The 23,334-nt window shown below is 65.5% G+C and carries 20 protein-coding genes; 11 read left to right on the forward strand and 9 right to left on the reverse strand.

Annotation, left to right across the window (positions count from 1 at the left end):
- Positions 1-14: 14 nt before the first annotated feature.
- Positions 15-554 carry a cysteine hydrolase family protein gene (locus A5782_RS06545; RefSeq protein ID WP_067096733.1) on the reverse strand — a complete coding sequence of 180 codons (540 nt, stop codon included), beginning with the start codon at positions 552-554 and terminating at the stop codon, positions 15-17.
- A gap of 59 nt (positions 555-613) precedes the next feature.
- On the opposite strand from A5782_RS06545, the gene A5782_RS06550 reads away from it, so the two are divergent.
- Complete coding sequence (locus tag A5782_RS06550; RefSeq protein ID WP_067096735.1) at positions 614-2,656, forward strand: NAD(+) synthase; 2,043 nt, start codon at positions 614-616, stop codon at positions 2,654-2,656.
- 55 nt (positions 2,657-2,711) lie between these two features.
- Here A5782_RS06550 and A5782_RS06555 read toward each other — a convergent pair whose 3' ends face one another.
- Complete coding sequence (locus A5782_RS06555) at positions 2,712-3,119, reverse strand: hypothetical protein (protein WP_067096738.1); 408 nt, start codon at positions 3,117-3,119, stop codon at positions 2,712-2,714.
- 220 nt (positions 3,120-3,339) lie between these two features.
- Positions 3,340-4,218: a ribokinase gene (locus tag A5782_RS06560; protein WP_082942801.1), complete on the reverse strand. Its 879-nt coding sequence runs from the start codon at positions 4,216-4,218 to the stop codon at positions 3,340-3,342.
- Positions 4,219-4,373: 155 nt separating this feature from the next.
- On the opposite strand from A5782_RS06560, the gene A5782_RS06565 reads away from it, so the two are divergent.
- The 10 genes from A5782_RS06565 to A5782_RS06610 all read left to right on the forward strand — a co-directional run bounded on the left by A5782_RS06565 (position 4,374) and on the right by A5782_RS06610 (position 15,162).
- Entirely contained in the window at positions 4,374-6,566 is a 2,193-nt protein-coding gene (locus tag A5782_RS06565) for an adenylate/guanylate cyclase domain-containing protein (protein WP_067097039.1), read from the forward strand.
- Positions 6,566-7,969: a mechanosensitive ion channel family protein gene (locus A5782_RS06570; RefSeq protein WP_067096741.1), complete on the forward strand. Its 1,404-nt coding sequence runs from the start codon at positions 6,566-6,568 to the stop codon at positions 7,967-7,969. The genes A5782_RS06565 and A5782_RS06570 overlap by 1 nt, the downstream gene beginning before the upstream one ends.
- A gap of 44 nt (positions 7,970-8,013) precedes the next feature.
- The gene (locus A5782_RS06575) at positions 8,014-9,273 is read left to right on the forward strand and encodes a glutamate-5-semialdehyde dehydrogenase (protein WP_067096743.1); all 1,260 of its coding nucleotides are present in this window, start codon (positions 8,014-8,016) and stop codon (positions 9,271-9,273) included.
- A gap of 36 nt (positions 9,274-9,309) precedes the next feature.
- Positions 9,310-10,185: a MoxR family ATPase gene (locus tag A5782_RS06580; protein ID WP_007769847.1), complete on the forward strand. Its 876-nt coding sequence runs from the start codon at positions 9,310-9,312 to the stop codon at positions 10,183-10,185.
- Between the two features lie 10 nt (positions 10,186-10,195).
- Positions 10,196-11,644, forward strand: coding sequence for a VWA domain-containing protein (locus A5782_RS06585; RefSeq protein ID WP_067096746.1), 1,449 nt, complete (start codon positions 10,196-10,198; stop codon positions 11,642-11,644).
- Between the two features lie 54 nt (positions 11,645-11,698).
- Positions 11,699-12,367, forward strand: a complete 669-nt coding sequence (nadD, locus tag A5782_RS06590) for a nicotinate-nucleotide adenylyltransferase (protein WP_082942802.1) — start codon at positions 11,699-11,701, stop codon at positions 12,365-12,367.
- Complete coding sequence (rsfS, locus tag A5782_RS06595) at positions 12,364-12,759, forward strand: ribosome silencing factor (RefSeq protein WP_067096753.1); 396 nt, start codon at positions 12,364-12,366, stop codon at positions 12,757-12,759. The genes nadD and rsfS overlap by 4 nt, the downstream gene beginning before the upstream one ends.
- The gene (gpgP, locus tag A5782_RS06600; RefSeq protein ID WP_067096756.1) at positions 12,756-13,430 is read left to right on the forward strand and encodes a glucosyl-3-phosphoglycerate phosphatase; all 675 of its coding nucleotides are present in this window, start codon (positions 12,756-12,758) and stop codon (positions 13,428-13,430) included. Before rsfS ends, gpgP begins: the two co-directional genes overlap by 4 nt.
- Positions 13,420-14,217, forward strand: coding sequence for a diglucosylglycerate octanoyltransferase (octT, locus tag A5782_RS06605; protein ID WP_067096759.1), 798 nt, complete (start codon positions 13,420-13,422; stop codon positions 14,215-14,217). The genes gpgP and octT overlap by 11 nt, the downstream gene beginning before the upstream one ends.
- Positions 14,218-14,325: 108 nt before the next feature.
- Positions 14,326-15,162: a DegV family protein gene (locus A5782_RS06610; RefSeq protein WP_067096762.1), complete on the forward strand. Its 837-nt coding sequence runs from the start codon at positions 14,326-14,328 to the stop codon at positions 15,160-15,162.
- Here the strand turns inward: A5782_RS06610 and A5782_RS06615 are convergent.
- The 6 genes from A5782_RS06615 to pe all read right to left on the reverse strand — a co-directional run bounded on the left by A5782_RS06615 (position 15,159) and on the right by pe (position 23,333).
- Positions 15,159-18,059, reverse strand: coding sequence for an RND family transporter (locus A5782_RS06615; RefSeq protein WP_067096764.1), 2,901 nt, complete (start codon positions 18,057-18,059; stop codon positions 15,159-15,161). The genes A5782_RS06610 and A5782_RS06615 overlap by 4 nt on opposite strands.
- Positions 18,056-18,523, reverse strand: a complete 468-nt coding sequence (locus tag A5782_RS06620) for an MmpS family transport accessory protein (RefSeq protein WP_197694137.1) — start codon at positions 18,521-18,523, stop codon at positions 18,056-18,058. Before A5782_RS06620 ends, A5782_RS06615 begins: the two co-directional genes overlap by 4 nt.
- Positions 18,524-18,662: 139 nt before the next feature.
- Positions 18,663-19,721, reverse strand: a complete 1,059-nt coding sequence (locus A5782_RS06625; RefSeq protein WP_067096767.1) for a dihydrodipicolinate reductase — start codon at positions 19,719-19,721, stop codon at positions 18,663-18,665.
- A 68-nt stretch (positions 19,722-19,789) separates the two neighbouring features.
- Entirely contained in the window at positions 19,790-20,440 is a 651-nt protein-coding gene (locus A5782_RS06630) for a GAP family protein (RefSeq protein ID WP_067096770.1), read from the reverse strand.
- Between the two features lie 33 nt (positions 20,441-20,473).
- Complete coding sequence (locus A5782_RS06635) at positions 20,474-22,210, reverse strand: AMP-binding protein (RefSeq protein ID WP_082942804.1); 1,737 nt, start codon at positions 22,208-22,210, stop codon at positions 20,474-20,476.
- A gap of 10 nt (positions 22,211-22,220) precedes the next feature.
- Positions 22,221-23,333, reverse strand: a complete 1,113-nt coding sequence (gene pe / locus A5782_RS06640) for an acyltransferase PE (RefSeq protein WP_067096777.1) — start codon at positions 23,331-23,333, stop codon at positions 22,221-22,223.
- Position 23,334 lies beyond the last annotated feature (1 nt).

Genomic DNA, 23,334 nt, shown 5'->3' on the forward strand with positions numbered 1-23,334 from the left:
TCCAGAGTACGGAGTCAGCCCAGGCAGTCAGCCGCTGTCGTGAGCTCGGCGGACATGTTCTGCTCCATCATCCTGCAGGCCGCGTCGCCCAAATCGGGGTCGATGTGCGCGACGGCATCGGTCGCGATCACCACGGGGAAGTGCCGGACGTACGCGTCCAGGGCCGTGTAGAGAATGCATTGCTCGGTGACCTGACCGGTGATGATCAACCGCTTGGTTTCCAGCCGGCCGAGCAGATACGCCAGCGCCGTCGCATAAAACGCGCTGTGGCGGACCTTGGTCATGACGCGGCACTCGTCGGTCGGCAGGATCGGCTTCACCAGATCGGGACGGGCCCCGTGGCAGGCTGAACGGACGATGTCGGAGAACTCAGCGGTGAAATCTCCGTAGTTGTCGTTGACGTACACCAGGTCGACGTCGTCGGATTCACGGGCCCGCCGAACCAAATCGGACAACGGCTCGATGATCTTCTCGACATTGGGTATTAGATTCTCAGCGTCGGGATGCTGATACGTGTTCATCATGTCGACCACCAGGACAGCAGTGTGGCTCATGCTGTCGCGGATACCCGGCGGCGACGAGTTGACACGCCCGGGGCGACAATGGGAGGGCGATGGACTTTTACAACGCTTACAGCCAGGGCTTTGCCCGCGTCGCCGCATGCACGCACCACACCGCCATCGGCGACCCCGCCGCGAATGCCGAATCGGTCCTGCGGATAGCCCAGGAGTGCCACGACGACGCTGTCGCGCTGGCCGTCTTCCCGGAGCTGACGCTGTCCGGGTATTCCATCGAAGACATCCTGCTGCAGGACCTGCTGCTCGACGACGTCGACAAGGCCATCGCGGAAATCGTCGAGGCCTCGGCCGAGTTGCTCCCGGTGTTGGTCGTCGGTGCCCCGCTGCGTCATCGCCACCGGATCTACAACGCCGCCGTGGTGATCCACCGCGGCGCGGTGCTCGGGGTGGCGCCGAAGTCGTACCTGCCCACCTATCGGGAGTTCTACGAGCGCCGCCAGATCGCGCCCGGAGACGACGAGCGCGGCACCATCCGCGTCGCGGGCGCCGAGGTGCCGTTCGGTCCCGACCTGCTCTTCGAGGCTTCCGACGTGCCCGGCTTTGTGCTGCACGTCGAGATTTGCGAGGACATGTTCGTGCCGATTCCGCCCAGCGCGGAGGCCGCGCTCGCGGGTGCGACGGTGCTGGCCAACCTGTCCGGTAGCCCGATCACGATCGGTCGCGCCGAGGACCGCTGCCTGCTGGCCCGCTCGGCCTCGTCGCGTTGCTTGGCCGCCTACGTGTATTCGGCTGCCGGGGATGGTGAATCGACGACCGATTTGGCCTGGGACGGTCAGACCATGGTGTTTGAAAACGGTGTGATGCTGGCCCAGTCCGAGCGGTTCCCCAAAGGGGAGCGGCGCAGCGTCGCCGACATCGACATCGAATTGCTTCGCTCGGAACGGCTCCGGATGGGCACCTTCGACGACAACCGGCGCCACCACCGGTCAACGACGGACACGTACCGGCGCATCCGGTTCCGGCTGGACCCACCTGGCGGTGACCTCGGGCTGCGACGCGACATCGAGCGCTTCCCTTTCGTGCCCGCCGATCCGCAACGGCTGGAACAGGATTGCTTCGAGGGCTACAACATTCAAGTCGCCGGTCTCGAACAGCGGCTGCGCGCGCTGGATTTCCCAAAAATCGTCATCGGGATTTCCGGTGGGCTGGACTCCACACACGCCTTGATCGTTGCCGCCCGCGCGATGGATCGCGAACAACGGCCGCGCAGCGACATTCTGGCGTTCACGCTGCCCGGCTTCGCGACCGGGGACCGCACCAAACGCAATGCGGCCGAGCTGTGCCGCACGCTGGGTGTCACCTTCGCCGAGATCGACATCCGCGAGAGCGCGGAGCTGATGCTCAAGCAGATGGATCACCCCTTCGCGCGTGGCGAGAAGGTATATGACGTCACCTTCGAAAACGTCCAGGCCGGTTTGCGTACCGACTACCTATTCCGGTTGGCCAACCAGCGGGGCGGCATCGTGCTGGGCACCGGTGACCTGTCCGAGCTGGGGCTGGGCTGGTCGACATACGGTGTCGGCGACCAGATGTCGCACTACAACGTCAATGCCGGCGTGCCCAAGACGCTGGTGCAGCACTTGATCCGCTGGGTGATCTCGTCGGAACAGTTCGAACCGGAGGTCGCCGAGGTGCTGCAGTCGGTGCTCGACACCGAGATCACCCCGGAACTGGTTCCCAGCGGGGAGGAAGAAGAGCTGCAGAGCAGTGAGGCGAAAGTAGGCCCGTTTGCGCTGCAGGACTTTTCGCTGTTCCACGTGCTGCGCTTTGGATTCCGGCCGTCGAAGATCGCATTCCTGGCCTGGCATGCGTGGAGCGATCCCGAGCACGGCATCTGGCCGCCTGGCTTCCCCGAGGACAAGCGGCCGTCGTACTCGCTGAAGGAAATTCGGCATTGGCTGCAGGTTTTCGTGCAGCGGTTCTACGAATTCAGTCAGTTCAAGCGCTCGGCCCTGCCCAACGGGCCCAAGGTGTCGCACGGGGGTTCGCTGTCGCCGCGGGGGGATTGGCGCGCGCCGTCCGATATGTCCGCGCGCATCTGGCTCGACGAGATCGAACGCGAAGTCCCCAAGGACTAGCACGCGCACTCACGGCCCGCCCGGCAGCACCGAGCGGGCCCTGAGCGTTCAGGACTCAGGCCTTGGCGCGGCGCCAGCCCTGGTATTGCACTTCCGCGAATACCAGCGTGCCCACGCCGGCCGCCAGGTTCAACACCACGCCGGCCGACGTCAGTGGGAAGACGTCCGCGAGCACGAGAACGATTGCGGCCACCGTGTACGCCACGTTGGCGATGATGACGGCCATGCCGGCGCGCCGCAGCGACGGCAGGGTGGCCAGCCCGAACACGACCACGCCGTAGGCGATCAAGAACGCGGCCATGGCGTACTCGAACGCCTTCGTGGTGCCCGAGAGTTCGGCGAGCCGGCCGGCCACCGGGATACCGGCCAGGCCGACCAGTCCACTGATGGCGGCGTCGGCGCGCATGGCGAGGCGAAGCAAGCCGTCCCGGGTGCCCGTGCGGTCAATCGTGGTAGCGGACATGATGTTCCTTTCTCGATGGCGGACTGCGATCGCTATCGACGCTGCTGGAAAACCACTGCCAGATCGACGCCAGCCGCTGCCAAACACTGCCAACCGCAGGTCAGCGACGGCCGCCAACTTGTGGCGATCGCGGTGTCGTCGCTGTGGAACAGATGGCGAGAGCCATGGCGTTGCCGAGCGAGACGGGCGAGATCGCCCACGACGTCGGCGGGCAGAGCGGCTAGGACGCGTCCCGGACCGCCTTGTCGATCGCCTCGGCGTCCGGCGCGCAATCACCGGCGCCGGCGACCAACGTCGCCAGCGCACCCGCTGCGCAGGCCCGCCGCAACGCGAGCCGCCGCTGATCCGCCGAGCCGGGATTCTGTGGCCAATTCGCGGCCAGCACGCCGGCGAATACGTCGCCGGCCCCGGTGGTGTCCACCGCATCCACCGCCGGAGCGGAGACGGTGAACTCGCCGTCAGCGCCAATGTAGCGGGCGCCGCGGGCGCCCAGGGTGACCACCAAGTGCGTTGGACGCCAAGGCCATTCGGCGGCTTCGTCTTCGTTGGTGATCACCACGTCCGCGGCGGCCGCCAAGTCGCCCAACGAAGCGGCGTCCTGGCCGGCCGGCGAAGCATTCACGACGACGACCGCTCCCGCCGACCGCGCGTGTTGCGCCGCGGCGACGGCCGTGTTCACCGGAATCTCGAGCTGGGTCAACATCACATCGCAGTCGGCGACGACGGCGCGCGCCCGCTCGTCGGTCAGTGTGAAACGACCGTTGGCGCCCGGGGCGACCACAATGGTGTTCTCGCCGTTCGCGTCGACCACCACGATGGCCGTGCCGCTGGGTCCGGGTATTTCGACGGTTCCGTCGAGGCCGACGCCGTTGGCCTCGAGGTGCGAGCGCAACTGACCGGCCGCTGCGTCATCGCCGACGGCGCCGACGAACTGCACCGGCGCGCCCGCGCGCGCCGCCGCCACCGCCTGATTGCCGCCCTTGCCGCCGGGGGCGTGGGTCAACGACGACGCCAAAACCGTTTCGCCGGGCCGCGGAAGGGCGTCGACACCCAACGACAGATCGAGATTCACGCTCCCCACCACGCAAACGCCAGCCATGACGCCGACGTTAGTCGGTCGGGATGGCGAAGCACACCAAAGGCATCGGCAGTTTCGACGCCGGATCGCGTCCGGGGCAAACGCTGAATATCTCGATGTCCGCGCGATATTCTGCTGCGTTAGGGGTGCTGGATCCCAAGAAAAGGGGCAGGCGATTGACCACGAGCGAGTTAACAGACGCTGAACCCCAAATCGATCCCGGACCGGCCCCACCGGCCGCAAAGCGCTCGCGTCAGCGCGCCCTGGCCCGCTTCCGGTTGGGCATCCAGTCCAAGATTTTGGTCACCATGCTGCTGTCGAGCATCTTGGGTGTGGCGGTGATCGGCCTCATCGGCGCCGTGTCCGGACGCAACGCGTTGCGTCAGGTCGAGTCGGAACGATTGATCGAGTTGCGCGAGTCGCAGAAGCGCGCGGTGCAGGCGCTGTTCCGGGAGGTGTCGAATTCGCTGATCGTCTACAGCGGCGGCTTCAGCATCAACGAGGCGATGACAACGCTGACGGGAGGGTTCGGCCAATTGGCCAACGCGACTATCACGCCCGCCCAGCAGCAGTCGCTGGTCAACTACTACGACAACGACATGATCAAGCCGATCAAGCAAATCACCGGCGACACCATCGATATCAGGGCGGTCCTGCCAAGTTCCAACGCGCAGAAATACATTCAGGCGTACTACACCGCCGCCCCCCGGCCCACCCCCGACGCGCTGCCCGTCCAAGACGCCGGCGACGGCAGCGCATGGTCGGCGGCCAACGCCCGCTTCGACTTCTACATGCGCGGCATCGTCACCCGCTTCGACTATCGGGACGCGCTGCTGCTGGACATGCAGGGCAATGTCGTCTACAGCGTGATGAAGGGGCCCGATCTGGGGACCAACGTCCTCACAGGTCCATATCGCGAATCGAAGCTGCGGGAGGCCTACCAAAAAGCCTTGGCGTCCAACGACGTCGACTTCGTCTGGATCACCGACTTCCAGCAGTACCAGCCGCACCTCGACACGCCCACGGCGTGGGTGGTGTCACCGGTCGGTATGAACGGCAAGTTCGAAGGCGTGATGGCGCTACCGGTGCCGGTCGCGAAGATCAACAAGATCATGACCGCCGACAAGCACTGGGACGCCGCCGGAATGGGCCCCGCGACCGAAACATATCTGGCCGGCCCCGACGACCTGATGCGTTCCGATTCACGGGATTTCATCGAGGACCGGAAGGACTACCGGCGCCAGGCCATCGACGCCGGCACGCCGCCCGACGTGGTGGACCGGGCGATCCGGTTGGGCAGCACCACGCTGGTGCAGCCGGTCGACACCGCCGGCCTTCGCGCCGCCCAACGCGGCGAAACAGGGGTGGTCAGCGCCACCGACTACACGGGCAACAAGGAGCTGGAAGCCTATGCGCCGCTGAGCATCCCCAATTCCGACCTGCACTGGTCGATCCTCGCGACGCGCGATAACTCCGATGCGTTCGCCCGGCTCGGCAGGTTCAGCAAGACACTGGTGATTGCGGTTGCCGCAATGATCTTCGCCATCTGCATGGCCTCGATGTTCGTCGCCCAGGCCGCGGTGCGACCGGTCCGCCGTCTCGAAGAAGGCACGCGCAAGATCAGCTCCGGCGACTACGAAATCAACATCCCGGTTCGGCGGCGCGACGAAATCGGTGATCTCACAGCGGCTTTCAACGAAATGAGCCGGAATCTGGCGATCAAGGAAGAGCTGCTCAACGAGCAGCGCCGCGAAAACGACCGCCTGTTGCTGGCGCTGATGCCCGAGTCGGTGGTGCAACGCTATCGCGATGGCGAGGAGACCATCGCCCAGAAGCATCAGGACGTGGCCATCATTTATGCCGACATCGTCGGCCTGGACGACATTTCCAGCGACGTGCCGGAAGATGAATTGGTCGCGACCGTCAACGAACTCTTCCGGCAATTCGATTCGGCCGCAGAAGTGCTCGGCGTCGAACGGATTCGTACGTTCCACAATGGCTATCTGGCCAGCTGCGGGGTGGTCACGCCCCGGCTGGACAGCACTCACCGCGCCGTCGACTTCGCCCTCGAAATCGGTCGCATCATCGATCGATTCAACAGCCAAACGGTGCACCAGCTGGGCCTGCGCGTCGGTGTCAACACCGGCAACGTGGTGAGCGGGCTGGTCGGCCGGTCCAGCCTGGTCTATGACATGTGGGGCGGTGCGGTCAGCCTGGCCTATCAAATGCACAGTGGCGCACCGCAGCCCGGCATCTACGTCAGCTCGCAGGTGTATGAGGCGATGCGGGACGTTCGGCAGTTCACCCCCGCCGGCACCATCTCCGTCGGCGGTACCGATCAGGCCATTTACCGGTTGTTGGAGCGCTGATGAACCTCCTCAACTCCACCTGGTTCTACTGGGCGATCGGCATCGCGGTCGGGCTGCCGCTCGGGTTGATCGCTCTCACCGAGCTGCACGACGCGCTGCTGCGCAGGAACAGCCCGCTGGCCAGGCAGGTGAGCTTGGTGCGCAACTATCTGCTGCCGCTCGGCGCGCTGTTGCTGCTGCTGGTGCAGGCCTCCCAGGTCCCGGCAGGCGACGTTCCGGTGCGCGTCCTCACCACGGTTTTCGGTCTGCTGGTGCTGGTGCTTTTGCTGTCCGGTCTCAACGCGACGATGTTCGAAGGCGCACCCGAAAAGAGTTGGCGCAAAAGGTTACCCGGCATATTTCTGGACTGCGCCCGGTTGGCCGTGATCAGCGTCGGTTTGGCCGTGATGTCGTCGTACATCTGGGGTGTGCGGCTCGGCGGTATCTTCACCGCACTGGGCGTCACGTCGGTCGTCATCGGTCTGATGCTGCAGAACTCGGTCGGCCAGATCGTGTCGGGTTTGTTCATGCTGTTCGAGCAGCCCTTCCGCATCGACGAGTGGCTGGACACCGGTACGGCCCGCGGCCGAGTGGTCGAGGTCAACTGGCGCGCCGTGCACATCGACACCGGCAGCGGTATTCGGGTCATGCCGAACTCGATGCTGGCCAGCAATGCGTTCACCAATCTCAGCCGCCCGCCCGGTGCGCACAAGCTGGCGGTGACGACGACCTTCTCCAGCGTCGACCCGCCCGACCGGGTGTGTGCGCTGCTGTCGCGCATCGCCCAGGGGTTGCCGCAGCTCAAGGCCGGCAGTGTGCCCCGATCGGTCCCGGTGGGCGCCGCCGAGTACTGCACGACCATCGGATTGGACTCACCGGCGGACGCCGGCGCCGCCAAGGCGACCTTTTTGCGATGGACCTGGTATGCGGCGCGCCGCGAGAATCTGCACCTCGATGACGCCGACGACGACTTCTCCACGATCGAACGGGTGGAGCACGCGTTGCACACGGTGGTGGCGCCGGCGTTGCGGATCGGCGCCGAGGAGCAGCGATCGCTGCGGTCGGCGGCGAGGATCGTCCGCTACGGCGCCGACGAGGTGGTGGAGTACGCCGGCCAGGTGCCGACGACCATGACGTTCCTGGTCTCCGGGCGCGTGCAGCTCACCGCGACCGCCGAGGACGGGTCGATGGTGCCGATCAGCACGCTGGTCGAGGGGTCGTTCCTGGGGCTGACGGCGCTGACTCGGCAACCGAACCTGGCCGGCGCGTACGCGCTGGAAGAGGTCACGGCGTTGGAGATCGATCGGGAACACATCGAACACCTGGTGACGCGTGCGCCCCTGCTGCTACAGAACTTTGGCAACATCATCGAAGAGCGGCGCAGCAAGGTGCGCAGTGTCCGGCGCGGTGAGCGGGTCGGGTAGCGGGTCGCCTCACCCGGGCTTTTGCCGCCCGATACTCTGGTTCAATGAGTCTGCAAGCACCCTCGCTGCCTGACTTGCGCCAGGAGGTGCACAACGCCGCACGCCGCGCTCGTGTTGCATCCCGTGTCCTGGCGTTGTTGCCGACGGTTGCCAAGGACCAGGCGCTGAGCTCTGCGGCCGACGCGATAGGCGCCCACACCGAATTGATCCTGTCGGCCAACGACGAAGACCTCGAGGCCGCCCGGGCCGCAGGCACGCCGACCGCGATGCTCGACCGGTTGGCATTGGATTCCAAACGCGTTGAGGGCATCGCCGCCGGCCTGCGTCAGGTCGCCGGGCTGCCGGACCCGGTCGGTGAGGTGTTGCGCGGTTACACGTTGCCCAACGGGCTGCAGCTGCGTCAGCAGCGGGTTCCGCTCGGCGTGGTCGGCATGATCTACGAGGGCCGGCCCAATGTGACCGTCGACGCCTTCGGTTTGGCGCTGAAGTCCGGCAATGCCGTGCTGCTGCGCGGAAGTTCGTCGGCGACGCGGTCCAATCAGGCGCTGGTCCAGGTGCTGCGGGCTTCGCTGGTCAGCGAGGACCTGCCCGCCGATGCGGTTCAACTGCTTTCGGCCGATGACCGCTCGACGGTGACGCATCTGATCCAGGCGCGGGGCCTGGTCGATGTGGTGATTCCGCGTGGCGGGGCGAGCCTGATCAACGCGGTGGTTCGCGACGCGCAGGTGCCCACCATCGAGACCGGCGTCGGCAACTGTCACGTCTACGTGCATGAGGGCGCCGACTTGGATGTGGCGGAGCGAATCCTGCTGAATTCCAAGACCCGTCGTCCCAGCGTCTGCAATGCCGCCGAGACACTGCTGGTCGATGTCGGGATCTCCGAAGAGGCACTGCCCCGGCTGGTTACCGCGCTGCAAGACGCCGGCGTGACCGTGCACGGTGGATTTTCCAGGGATGCGCACGAGGATGACCTGCGCCGGGAGTACCTGTCGATGGACATCGCGGTGGCCGTGGTCGACGGTATCGACGCCGCGATCGCTCACATCAACGAGTACGGCACCGGGCACACCGAGGCCATCGTGACCACCAATATGGCTGCGGCGCAGAAGTTTACGGACGGCGTTGACGCCGCCGCGGTGATGGTGAACGCGTCCACGGCGTTCACCGATGGTGAGCAGTTCGGTTTCGGCGCCGAAATCGGCATCTCCACCCAGAAACTGCATGCCCGCGGCCCGATGGGGCTGCCCGAACTGACCTCGACCAAATGGATTGCGTGGGGAGACGGACAGATCCGTCCGGTCTGATACCCGCGTGCAGAAAGTGCCTTAGGAGAACCGATTGTGAGTGTGCCCGCCCGGTCCAAGCCGTTGTTCGACGACATCGACGACGTCTCGCGCCGGTTGGCCGAGACCGGCTACCTGCCCGACACCGCCACCGCGACGGCCGTGTTCTTGGCCGACCGGCTCGGTAAGCCGCTGCTGGTGGAAGGCCCGGCCGGCGTGGGCAAGACCGAGTTGGCCCGCGCTATCGCCCAGGCCACCGGATCGGGCCTGGTGCGCCTGCAGTGCTATGAGGGCGTCGATGAGGCCCGCGCGCTCTACGAGTGGAACCACGCCAAGCAGATCCTGCGCATCCAGGCCGGTTCGGGGGACTGGGACCAGACCAAAGATGACGTGTTCAGCGAGGAATTCCTGCTGCAGCGTCCGTTGCTGACCGCCATCCGGCGCACCGAGCCTACGGTGCTGCTCATCGACGAGACCGACAAGGCCGATATCGAGATCGAGGGTCTGTTACTCGAGGTGCTGTCGGACTTCGCGGTGACCGTTCCCGAATTGGGAACGATCACCGCCGAGCGGACGCCGCTGGTGGTGCTGACCTCCAACGCCACTCGCGAACTGTCCGAGGCGCTCAAACGTCGGTGCCTGTTCTTGCACATCGACTTTCCCAGTCCCGACCTGGAACGCCGCATCCTGTTGTCCCGGGTCCCCGAGCTGCCCGCGCATCTGGCCGAGGAGCTCGTTCGCATCATCGGCGTGCTGCGCGGGATGCAACTCAAGAAAGTCCCGTCCATCGCCGAGACCATCGACTGGGGCCGCACGCTGCTCGCGTTGGGCCTGGACACCATCGACGACGCTGTCGTGGCGGCCACGCTGGGCGTGGTGCTCAAACATCAGTCCGACCAGCAGCGCGCGACCGGCGAGCTGCGGCTGAATTAGGAAGTCTGCGATGGCCACCCGCCGTATCCGACCCACTCGGCCGCTCGCCCCGCACGGGCTGCCGGGCCACCTGGTGGGCTTCGTGGAAGCGCTTCGCGGCGCAGGGATTTCGGTTGGCCCATCGGAAACGGTGGATGCCGGGCGGGTGATGGCGACGCTCGGCCTGGGTGACCGGACGGTGCTGCGCGAGGGCCTCGCGTGCGCCGTGCTGCGCCGCTCGGATCACCGCGAGACCTATGACGCCATGTTCGACCTGTGGTTCCCGGCGGCGCTGGGCGCACGTGCGGTGGTCACCGACGACGAGGCCAACGACTCGCCGGACGACCACGCGTTGCCGCCCGACGACGTCGAGGCGATGCGCCAGATGCTGGTCGACCTGCTGACCGAGAACCCCGATCTGGCCGACATGGACGAGCGCCTGGTCGCGATGATCGCCCGGATCGTCGAGGCCTACGGGAAATACAGCTCCAGCCGCGGCCCGTCCTTCTCGTCGTATCAGGCGCTCAAGGCGATGGCGCTCGACGAACTCGAGGGCAAGCTGTTGGCCGGGTTGCTCGCCTCGTACGGTGACGAACCCACTCCCAGCCAGGAAGAAATCGCCAAAGCACTTGCCGCGCAGCGGATCACTCAGTTGCGCAAGTTGGTCGATTCGGAGACCAAACGGCGCACCGCTGAGCAGCTGGGCCGCGACCACGTCCAGATGTACGGCATTCCACAGCTTTCCGAGAACGTGGAGTTCCTGCGCGCCTCCGGTGAGCAGCTGCGCCAGATGCGCCGGGTGGTGGCGCCGCTGGCCCGAACGCTGGCGACCCGCCTGGCGGCCCGCCGGCGACGCACCCGGGCGGGGACGATCGATCTGCGCAAGACGCTGCGCAAGTCGATGTCAACCGGCGGGGTGCCGATCGATGTCGTGCTGGCCAAACCCCGTCCGGCGCGCCCGGAACTGGTGGTGCTGTGCGATGTGTCCGGCTCGGTTGCCGGATTCAGCCATTTCACTCTGCTCCTGGTACATGCTCTGCGCCAACAGTTCTCACGTGTTCGCGTGTTCGCCTTCATCGACACCACCGACGAGGTGACCCACATGTTCGGCCCGGAAGCCGATCTGGCCGTAGCCATTCAGCGCATCACCCGCGAGTCGGGCGTTTACAGTCGCGACGGCCATTCCGACTATGGCAATGCGTTCGCGTCGTTCGTGCAGGCGTTTCCCAATGTGCTGTCGCCGCGCACCTCGTTGCTGGTGCTCGGGGATGGCCGCACCAATTACCGCAATCCGGAGACCGAACTGCTGACCCACATGGTGGCCGCCAGCCGGCATGCGCACTGGCTGAATCCCGAGCCCAAGCATCTGTGGGGCAGCGGTGACTCGGCGGTGCCCCGCTATCAGGAGGTCATCCCGATGCACGAGTGCCGGTCCGCCAAGCAGCTGGCCGCGGTGATCGATCAGCTGCTGCCGGTGTGAGGCTGCGTTGCGACAAATCGGGCCGCGATACCGGCTCAAGTAAGCTGGCAAATCGTGCAAAAGCAGCTTCGCAGGTTAGGAGTGATGGGTGGGACGTTCGACCCCATCCATTACGGCCACCTGGTTGCCGCCAGTGAGGTCGCTGACCTGTTCGACCTCGACCAAGTGGTGTTCGTGCCCAGCGGTCAGCCCTGGCAGAAGGATCGGCACGTCTCGGCTGCCGAGGACCGGTATCTGATGACGGTGATCGCCACGGCATCCAATCCCCGTTTTACGGTCAGCCGGGTCGACATCGACCGCGCCGGCCCCACCTACACCAAGGACACACTGCGCGACCTGCGCGCCCTCAACCCCGACTCCGAGCTGTATTTCATCACCGGGGCCGACGCGCTGGCCTCCATTCTGTCGTGGCAGGGCTGGGAGACGGTGTTCGAGCTGGCCCGCTTCATCGGGGTGAGCCGGCCCGGCTACGAGCTGCGCCGCGAACACGTCACCGGCGTGCTGGGTGAGCTGCCCGAGGACGCGCTGACCCTGGTCGAGATTCCGGCGCTGGCCATCTCCTCTACCGATTGCCGTCGCCGCGCGGCACAGCGCCGTCCGCTGTGGTATTTGATGCCCGACGGCGTCGTGCAGTACGTCTCCAAGCGCCGGCTCTACCGCGACGACGCGGTGCCGTCAGTGCCCGTCAGCGAAACACGCCTGAGCACAGGGGATCACCCATGAGTGCCACCCAGGAGGCCATCGACATGGCGACGGTGGCCGCCGGCGCCGCCGCCTCGAAGCTTGCCGACGATGTCGTGGTCATCGACGTCTCGGCGCAGCTTGCCATCACGGATTGCTTCGTGATCGCCTCGGCATCCAACGAGCGACAGGTCAACGCCATCGTCGACGAGGTCGAGGAAAAGATGCGCAAGGCCGGGTACAAGCCGGCGCGTCGCGAGGGCACGCGCGAGGGTCGTTGGACGCTGCTGGACTATCGCGACATCGTCGTTCACATTCAGCATCAGGAGGACCGCGACTTCTATGCCTTGGACCGGCTGTGGAGTGACTGCCCGGCGGTGCCGGTAGACCTGGACGAGGGCCGTGACAACTCCGAAGAGTCGGACGAGCAATGAGAATCCGTCGTCTGATCATGTTGCGGCACGGGCAAACCGAGTTCAACGCCGGTAGCCGGATGCAGGGCCAGCTGGATTCCGAACTGAGTGAGCTCGGTCGGGCGCAGGCGATCGCCGCCGCCGAGGTGCTGGGCAAGCTGCAGCCGTCGCTGATCGTGTCGTCGGATCTGCATCGCGCCTACGACACGGCGGTCAGGCTGGGGGAGTTGACCGGCCTGCCGATTCGGGTGGACCAGCGGTTGCGGGAAACCCATCTCGGTGACTGGCAGGGATTGACCCACACCGAGGTCGACGCGCAGGCCCCGGGCGCCCGGCTGGCCTGGCGCGAAGACGCCACCTGGGCACCGCATGGCGGTGAGAGCCGGGTCGACGTCGCGGCGCGCAGCGTGCCATTGGTCGCCGAACTGGTGTCCGGCGAGCCGGAATGGGGTGACCCCGACGGGCCGGATCGCCCGGTGGTGCTGGTGGCCCACGGCGGACTGATCGCCGCGCTGTCGGCCGCGCTGCTGAAGCTTCCAGTGGCCAACTGGCCGATCCTGGGTGGCATGGGCAATGCCAGCTGGGTGCAGCTTTCCGGCCATAGCGACGATCCCGTCGACGAATTCGACCGCATCCGTTGGCGTCTGGATGTGTGGAACGCTTCGGCACAGGTGTCCAACGATGTCCTCTGAGCCCCGGTCGAAGCCGACACTGCTGATTTTCGCCGACTCGCTTGCCTACTACGGGCCAACCGGGGGGCTACCGGCCGACGATCCCCGAATCTGGCCGAACATCGTTGCGGTGCAATTGGATTGGGATGTCGAGCTGATCGGCCGCATCGGTTGGACGTGTCGAGACATCTGGTGGGCGGCCACCCAGGACCCGCGGGCGTGGGCGGCGCTACCCAGGGCCGGCGCGGTCATCTTCGCGACCGGCGGCATGGATTCGCTGCCGTCGGTGTTGCCCACCGCGCTGCGGGAGCTGATCCGCTATGTGCGGCCGCCCTGGCTGCGGCGCTGGGTCCGCGACGGCTATGGCTGGCTGCAGCCCCGGCTCTCACCGGTTGCCAGATCGGCGCTGCCTCCGCATCTGAGCGCCGATTACCTCGAACAGACCCGTGGCGCAATCGATTTCAATCGCCCCGGTATCCCGATCGTGGCGTCGCTGCCGTCAGTGCATATCGCCGACACCTACGGCCGGGCCCACCATGGCCGTGCGGGGACCGTGGCCGCCATCACCGAATGGGCGCAAAACCACAACGTCCCCCTGGTCGACCTCAAAGCCGCCGTCGCCGAACAGGTTATGAGTGGTCGAGGAAACCCCGACGGTATCCACTGGAATTTCGAAGCCCACCAGGCGGTCGCGGAGTTGATGCTCAAGGCGCTCGCCGAATCCGGCGTGGCGACGATGCAGAGCGCGCAGCGCGATGAGGAGCCGCGCAATCAGCCAGGGGTGACCAACGAGAAGCCACGCGGGTAGCGCTCGTGACCCGCGCCGACGACGATGCAGAGCGAAGCGATGAGGAGCGACGCTCGTGACCCGCGCCGACGACGATGCAGAGCGAAGCGATGAGGAGGAGCGGCGCTCGTGACAGTCGTGGTGGTGACCGACTCGTCGGCACGTCTGCCTGCAGACCTGCTCGAAAAGTGGGGGATACGCGTCGTTCCGCTGCACATCTTGCTCGACGGCACCGATCTGCGTGACGGCGTGGACGACGTTCCTGACGACATCTACAAACTCGCGGCCACCACGGCGGCGGCCACCCCTGCCGAACTCGCCGACGTGTACCAGCAGGCGCTGGCCGACAGCGGCGGCGACGGTGTGGTGGCGGTGCACATTTCGTCGGCGCTGTCGGGCACCTGCCGGGCCGCCGAACGCACCGCGGTCGACCTCGACCCGAACGTGCGCGTCGTCGACTCCAAGTCGGCCGCGATGGGCACCGGCTTCGTCGCTTTGGCCGCGGCACGGACCGCGGCCGACGGCGGAAGCCTCGACGCCGTCGCGGACGCCGCGCACGCGGCCGTGGACCGTGGACATGCCTTCATCGTGGTGCACCGACTGGACAACCTGCGCCGCAGTGGACGCATCGGCGGGGCGAAGGCGTGGCTGGGCACCGCGCTGGCGCTCAAGCCGCTGTTGCGTATCGATGACGGCAAACTCGTTCTGGCCCAACGGGTTCGCACCGTCAGTCACGCCACCGAGGCGATGATCGACCGGGTATGTCAGGTTGTGGGCCACGACGCCGCCGCCCTGGCGGTGCACCACGTCGACAACCCGGATGGTGCGCGCGCGGTGGCGACGGCGCTGGGCGAGCGGCTACCGGCGTGTGAGCCGGCGATCATCACCGAGCTGGGACCGGTGCTCGCGCTGCATGTCGGCGCCGGCGCGGTCGCGGTGAGCGTGGCGCTTCCACAATCGGATTAAGCGCTCACCGGCCGTCGCGCGTTGTCACCGCGGGGGTGAACGACTTGCGGCCACCAGAACCACCGTCCGAGCAGGGTGGCGATCGAGGGCATCAGCAGCGTGCGCACGATCAGCGTGTCGAGCAGCAGACCGATGCACACGGTCGACCCGAACTGGCCGAGCACCCGCAGGTCGCTGCCCAGCATGGATGCCATGGTGAAGGCGAACACCAGACCCGCCGCCGTCACCACGCCGCCGGTGCCCGCCATCGACCGGATGATTCCGGTCTTGAGTCCGTGGTGGATCTCTTCGCGGAACCGGGAGACCAGCAGCAGGTTGTAGTCGGATCCGACGGCCAGCAGGATGATGACCGAAAGCGCCATGACGATCCAGTGGATCCTGATGCCGAACAGATCCTGCCAAATCAGCACGGACAGACCGAATGACGCCGCGATGGAGCTGGCCGCGGTGCCGACGATCACCAGCGCCGCCACCACACTTCGGGTCAGCAGCAGCATGATCATGAAGATCAGCGTCAGGGCCGACACCACGGCGATCATCAGGTCGTACTTCTCGCCGTCGGCCATGTCCTTGAATGTCGCGGCGGTTCCGCCGAGATACACCCTGGCATCCGACAGCGAGGACTGCTTCAACCCCTCCTGCGCGGCGGTGCGTTCGGCGTCGACCCGCGCAATGCCCTCCGGCGTCATCGGATCGTTCTGATGGGTGATGAAGAACCGTGCCGACTTACCGTCCGGTGACAAGAACATGCGAAGGCCCGTCTGGAAATCCGGGTTATCGAAGGCTTCCGGTGGCAGGTAGAAGAAGTCGTCGTTCTTCGACGCGTCGAAGCTTTGTCCCATCACGATGGCGGTATTGCTCATCGCCTCCATCTGGTCGATCATCGCCTTGAAGGTCTGGTACAGCGTCAGCGTGATACCCCTGGTGGTCTTCAGCGTGGTGATCAGCGTGGGAAACAGCGCGTTGAGGTCGTGTGTGGCCTGGGCGGTGTGCGCAATGTCGCCCGTGAGGAAGTGGAACTGCTCGGCGAGTTGGTCGAAGCCGTCCAACGTGTCGAACAGGGACCGCAACCCGTAGCACAACGGTATGTCGTAGCAGTGCTTTTCCCAGTAGAAGTACGTGCGCACCGGCCGGAAGGTGTCGTCGAAATCGGCGATGTGGTCGCGCAGGGTGTCGGTGATCTGCGACGTTACCGCCGTGGTCTTCGCGCTGTCGTCGGCGGCGTTGGACAGGTCTAGCGACACCTCGTACTGGCGCTGCGTGGTGTTGATTTGGGTCTGCAGATCATCGGCCATCTTCAGGATGTCGTTCATGCGCTCTTTGAGGAAGCCCATGTTCTGCATGGTGGTTTGGCTTTGAATGCTGTTCTGGAATGGGATCGAGCTGTGCTGAATCGGAATGCCCAGCGGCCGCGTGATGTCCTGGACCATTGCGATGCCGAGCGTGCGCATCTCGTTCTTGGCCACGCGGTCCAACACGAGCATGTCGGCGGGGTTCCGCATGTCATGGTCAGACTCGATCATCAAGAGGTCGGGGTTCATCCGTGCCTCGGAGAAATGCCGATTCGCGGCCTCTTGCCCTTGATTGGACGGGGCCGACAACGGCAGGTAATGGCGGTCGTTGTAGCTCGTGTGGTAGCTCGGCAAGGCAATCATGCCGACCAGCACCACAGCGGCACTGACCGCCAAAACCGGTGCAGGCCAACGCACTACGGCGGTGCCCACGCGGCGCCATAGCCGACCGCGCTTGGCCTGCTTTTCGAAGAGGTGGAAGCGACTGCCGACGAAGACCACCGCGGGGCCCAGCGTGATGCCGGCCAGCACCACGACCAGCATGCCGATCGCCACGGGCGCGCCCATGGTGTTGAACCAAGGCAGCCGGGTGAAGCTCAGGCAATAGGTCGCGCCCGCAATCGTCAGGCCCGACCCCACGACGACCGGGGCGACGCCCTTGAATGTGGTGTAGTACGCGGTTTCTCGATCCTCGCCGGCGCCGATCGCCTCCTGATAGCGGCCGACGAGGAAGATGCCGTAGTCCGTTCCCGCGGCGATCGCCAGCATGGTGAGGATATTGGCGGCGAACGTGGTGAGCCCGAATGCGTTGTGGTACGCGAGAACCGCGACGACGCCGCGCGAACAGGCCAGTGCGACAAAGGTCATGAACAGCTGCACCAGCGTGGTGACGATGGACCGGTAGACCAGCAGCAGCATGATCGCGATGGCGCCCAGGGTGAACAGCGTGATCTTGGCCAGGCTGGCGTTACCGATGATGTGCATGTCGTCGGACAGCGCCGCGGGGCCGGTGACGTAGGCCTTCACTCCGGGCGGTGCCTTGTTCTCGTCGATGACCTTGCGGACCGCGTCCACGGACTCGTTGGCCAGGGTCGTGCCCTGGTTACCGGCGAGGTTCACCTGCACATAGGCGCCCTTGGAGTCGGCGCTTTGCGCGCCCGCGGCGGTCAGCCGGTCTCCCCAGAAGTCCTGGATGTGCTGGATGTGCTTGGGGTCCTGGCGGAGTTCGCGAATCAGTTTGTCGTAGTACTGGTGTGCCTCCGGGCCGAGGGGGTGCTGACCCTCCAGGACGATCATGACGGTGCTGTTGGAGTCGAACTCGTGGAAGTTATGCCCCAGGCGCATCATCGCCTTCATCGACGGCGCGTCCAGCGGCGTCATCGGCGCCGAGTGCGCCTCGCCGACCTTTTCCAGCGTGGGAACGATGACGTTCACCAACACCGTGATGGCAACCCAGCCCAGAATGATCGGTATCGCGAAGATGCGGATCGCATGGGGAAGGTAGGGCCGGTGGCCGCGCTCGGCCTTCGATAAACCGCGGGTCGCGATCGGGCCGGTGTCGGCCGCGCTGAGGTCGCGCTCGGTCTGATTGTTCACGTCGCTCATGCGGACTTCACCAGGCAGAAGGTCTGGGCGTTATGGCCGTCGGAGTTTTGCCGTTCGCGGACGACGCCGTCCACGGTGATCTTGCACGCGATTGTGCTGCCGTCGCTCTGCGCCATGATGTTGGCGCTCACCGAGGGCAGCGTGGTCGAGATCGTCGTCGACCAGGGCAGCGGCGCGTTGTTGACCTGGTGCGTGTTGGCGTTTTCGTCCCAGTAGTTGATGTTCGCTGTGGTGCCCGGGGAGCCGGAGACTTCGTAAACGACGACCTTCGGGTTGAACTGCACGATTTCGATCCCCTTGCCGGCGTTTGCGTTGAGATCTTCCGAGCCGAAGATCTTGTGCAGTCGCGAAACGATCAGTGCCGACAGCGCCAAAACAATCACCAGCAGCAGCGGGATCCACCCGCGTTTGAGCACGCGGCTCAAGACGCCGGGGCGGGGACCTGAAGCTGGATTAGCCACCACCTGACCGCCTTCCGCAAAGCTCACCAACCGTCGCCGACGACACCAATGTCAACGGAACATTTGCTCAGTTAGGGATACTAACCTTAGTGCACGCAAGCGTTCCTCCCGGGGCCGCCGGTTGTGGCGAAGGGCATACCCGCTATCGCGCGAAGCGGCCGGTGACGGGCGGCAAATCCGCCAGTGTCACGATCCCGGGCTTGGCGGCCACCACAGCCGGGACGGCATTGGTAACCGGCATCGCGGTGTAGATCATTCCCAATCCCATGAATCCGGGCTCGGTCCAGTCCTTCGGCGGCAAGCAGTGCAACACGGTGCGCATGTTGGGCAACCCGAACACCTGAATGACGTGCCCGTGCTCCAGCGGCTTGGGCGGGACGACGTGACTGCCCATGGTCCAGTTGAACCCGACACTGACGACGTTGCGCTCGCCGACCCAGCCGCGGTGGTAGCCGTAGACGCTGCCGACAGTTCCCGCGGGAATCTTCATGAAGCCCAGATCGGAATCCTCGGTGGCCGCGGTGAAGGTGACGTCGAAGGTCATCTTGTCCAGCTTCGCCCCGATCGCGTCGGCCATCATCGCGGCCGATTCCGCAAAGACCTCGCTTTCGCGCCGGACGTTTTCGGCCAGCCCCGGGGTGTCGGGATCTTGCGAAAACCCCATGGCCGTCTGGGTTTCGGCCGATTCGTAGGTCGAACAGTCCACCGATTCGGTGATCCGGATTTCGTCCACGCGCTCACAGGAGGCGGACAGCACCATGCCCACCATGTTCGTCATCCCCGGATGCGCGCCGCTGCCGAAGATCGTCGAATTGCCGTTCTGGCAGGCGTCTTCGATGCGCTTGCGGTCCTGTGGTGTCTGCTTGCCGCCGGTGATCCAGGCGGCGCTGGTGCACACGTTGACTCCCGATCCCAGCAGCCGCACCAGTTCGTCGATGTTGGGCCACAACGGGTTATAGCAACACGCATCGGCGCCCAGGGCCAGCAGCGCGTCGATGTCGTTCGTCGCGTGCACCCCGGTTGGCTCGGGCCAGCCCGCCAGTTCGGCGGCGTCGACACCGACCTTGTCGGCGCCATGGGCATACACCCCCGCCAGCTCCAGGTCGGGTCGCCCGATGATGGCGTGCAGCGAACGCCGACCGATGTTCCCGGTCGTCCACTGGATCACCCGCAGTGGACGGTCTGTGCTTGCCTTGCTCATCGCGGCTCCTTTGCCGGTGCGGTTGGACTCATTATCAGTCAGCGGTAACGCGGCGTTTCCAGAAAAGGTCAAAGCCCGGCCGTGCCGACCGCCACGAAAGCGCAGCCGGCCGCGGCCAGCACGAGTGCAACGTCGACGCGTCGGCGCGATCGAATCCAGCCGTGCAGCGCCGCCACCCACCTGGCGGTTGCCTCGGGTGCCAGCAGATGGGCCAGCAGCGGAATTTCTATGAGGGCGAAGGCCACGGCGTTGAACATCAACACCACCGTGACTTGCGTCAGGGCGGTCGCTCCCGAGGCGAGAATGACGGCTAGCGCGGCAAGGTAGTCCACCGACGGCAATGCGATGCCCAGGCCGGCGATGCCGGCAACCGTCAGCGAATGCCGGCTCAGCAATCGCTGGAACGGCGTCGCCAATCTGGTCGGCCGCGAGCCCAGCCTCGCGGGGAGATTCGCGGCCACGACTGCCGCGACTGTCAGTGCCAGCAGACCGACCAGAATCTGCACCTTGGGCAACGCGAAGTAGCTCGAGCCCAGCATCCTGCGCCGAAAGGCGAACAACACGACCAGACCCACCGCCGTTCCCATTGTGAAACCGCCGGACAGAAACGCGAGCAGTTGCAGCGCCGGACGTGGTCTGTTCAGCATGAGCACGGTCATGCCGATTCGGAACGGTTCGACGCTGACGGCAACGGCCATCACCAGGACAGTGACCAACATTGGCATTGTGGAGGCGCGCCCGCCGCCCCCGGCTCAGGCGTCCAGTCGGGCGAATTGGTGCCGGTGGTACTGCTCGACACAGGCGGCGCGCCGGATCTTGCCACTCGTCGTGGTGGGGATCGAGCCGGGCGGTACCAGGACGAGGTCCCCTACATTCACGCCGTGCGCATTGGAAATCGCCGAGGTGACGTCCCGTTTGACGCAGGTCAGCGAGTGCATGGCCTCTTCGTTGGACTCGCCTCGCTTTTTGAACTCGACGACGGTGACGAGCTTCTCGGTACTGTTCACCGGAACCGATATCGCTGCGACCCGGCCACCCGTGATCTCTTGGACCGTCGCCTCGATGTCCTCGGGATGGTGATTCCGTCCACGGATTATCAGCAGATCCTTGATACGCCCGACGATGAACAGCCCGCCCTGGTAGACGAAACCCAGGTCGCCGGTCTTCAGCCAGGGTCCGTCAGGCGTACCTGGCGACGGCTCGACGAGCATCGCGTCGAAGCAGCGCTGTTCCTCCGGCGGCTTGCGCCAGTAGCCCTCGGCCACATTGGCGCCGTGTACCCAGATCTCGCCCACCACGCCCTGCGGGCACTCGCGGTTGGTGTCGCCGTCGACGATTCGCAGTGTCGGTGATTGCGGTACCTGGTACTTCACCAGCGATGAGCCGGTCCCGGCCGCGCCGGGCCGAGCGCGACCTGCGGACAGCTCGTCGATATCGAAGTGAACCGTTGACGAGTCACTCCAGGTGCCACTCGCCACGAAGACGACCGCCTCCGCCAAGCCGTAGGACGGACGCATCATGTTGTCCCGAAAGTTGAAGTGGGCAAACCGATCGACGAAGCGATTCAAGGTGGCCGGCTCGACGCGTTCGGCACCGCTGATGATGCCCAGCACCCCGCCGAGGTCGAGCCCGGCCAGGTCACGGTCACGTGTTTTGCGGGCCGCCAAGTCGAAGGCGAAGTTGGGCGCCGCCGACCACGAAGAAGTATTCCTGGCCAGAGATTGCACCCATCTGGCCGGCCGTTCCAAGAACGCAACCGGACTCATCAGCTCGCCGCGCCAGCCGCCCAGGATTGGCGCGCAGACTCCCAGCACCAAACCCATGTCATGGTAGAAGGGCAGCCACGAAACCATCGTGGTGTCCGACGGGGCTTTCATGTGGGACTCGGTGAAGAAGCTGCGCATCAGCTGCTCGAAATTCACTTGGAGGTTGCGGTGCGAAATCTTCACGCCGGTCGGCGTTCGGGTCGAACCTGAGCTGTATTGCAGATACGCGATGTCAGGCAAATCGGCCGCCAGAACGCTGGTTCCGCCATCGGCGTCCAGATTCATCGAATCGATTTCGACGATCTTTGGAACATCGTCCATGCGTGCCCGATCGACGTATTCGGCGACATCTTCGGCGACCGCGGACGTCGTGAGAACGACCGAAGGCGACGTATCGGCGAGCACCGCACTGACCCGTTCGTCGCTCGAACCGCGATGCGGCAGCGGGAGCGGAACTGCGATGAGCCCGGCCTGCATGGATCCCAGGAACGCCGCAATGTAGTCGAGACCCTGCGGCGCCAGAATTACCGCCCTGTCGCCGACCGACCCGTGGTGGCCGAGATCGCGCGCCACATTGAATGTCCGGCGGGACACTTGCGACCACGTGAGACTCTCGGGAACACCGTCGGCGTCGTCGTCGTAATCGGTAAACCTGTACGCCACATCGTCGGGCCGCAGGCTGGCACGTCCGTGCAGCATGGAGAGAATCGATGGTCCAGACATAGGCGCGTTGTCAGCCGGTGCCGTTGGACAGCGCGGACGTGGCACCGCTGACGATCTGCGAAAGAGGGTCGCCGCTGCCCAGTGCCGCCTGGTTGACTGGCGCGATAACTTGCGCTGGGTCGAAGCCGTGCACGGGATCCACCTGAACCGGAGCGGTCGATGGGTCGTCATTTCGCGCGTAGCCCGCATTCACCCGCGGGATCAGGATCGCGTCGAGCTTGTTCAGGGTGTCTTCCGAGATGCCGAGGTAGGCCAGCGGCATGACGAGCGGAAGGTGCTTTTCCGGAACCATGATGGTGGTGTCTTTCGCGCCCCTGGAGTTCGTCGTCGTCCTGATGTTCTGGGGCGGCACCATGCTCGGGTTCGTGAAGGCCACCGCCGTGTGACCGGTGGCCAGGCCCAGCAGCGTGTTGGCCAGAGCGAACATGTTGTCCGGCCGATCGGGGAAGTCCGCGATCAAGTCGTACGCAGCCACGAACCTGTTCGTGTCGTACTGGCTCTCATACGTCGGTGGCATGGTGTAGTCCAGAGCGGGAACAACGCTGCCGACCGGGAACATGGCGGTCAAAAAGCTCTGACCGAAGGCGTGATGCCCAATCGGGTCACCGAATGTGGCGAAGTTCAGTTTGTCCGCCGGGGGAGCGGCCGGGTCATTCGCCAGCCGAGCCTGCTCGCCGTCGACGACGAACCCGCCCTCGGATAAGCCGATCGCCGTACCCGGGCGTCCGGTGCGGATCGCCGCATCGAGGTTGCCGATTCCCTCGACGACAGACTCGCCGATGCTGGGGCCGTCCACACCCAGGCCCGGGAACTGCTCGTCGATCTTGCCGATGCCCGGGAAGAGTCGCTCCAGCACGTGGCCCTGAATCTGGCCCGCCGGATAGGGGACGATTTGGCGCTTCTGGCCGGGGAACCATTGGGCGCCCTCCTGACGTATGTACTCGTCGTAGGGGATGCCCGCAACGTGAGCGCCTCCGAGGGCGAACGCTGTCTGGTCACCCGGCGCCCCGGGGGTCGGCGGACCGCCGATGGGCGCATCGTCTGCCGTCGCGGTGTTGACGCCGAAACACCCTGTGGCACCGACGGTTACCAGCGCCGCAACTCCGGCGAGTAGTTTCTTCATC

The sequence above is a fragment of the Mycobacterium sp. 852002-40037_SCH5390672 genome, from assembly GCF_001665875.1.
GTDB lineage: Bacteria > Actinomycetota > Actinomycetes > Mycobacteriales > Mycobacteriaceae > Mycobacterium.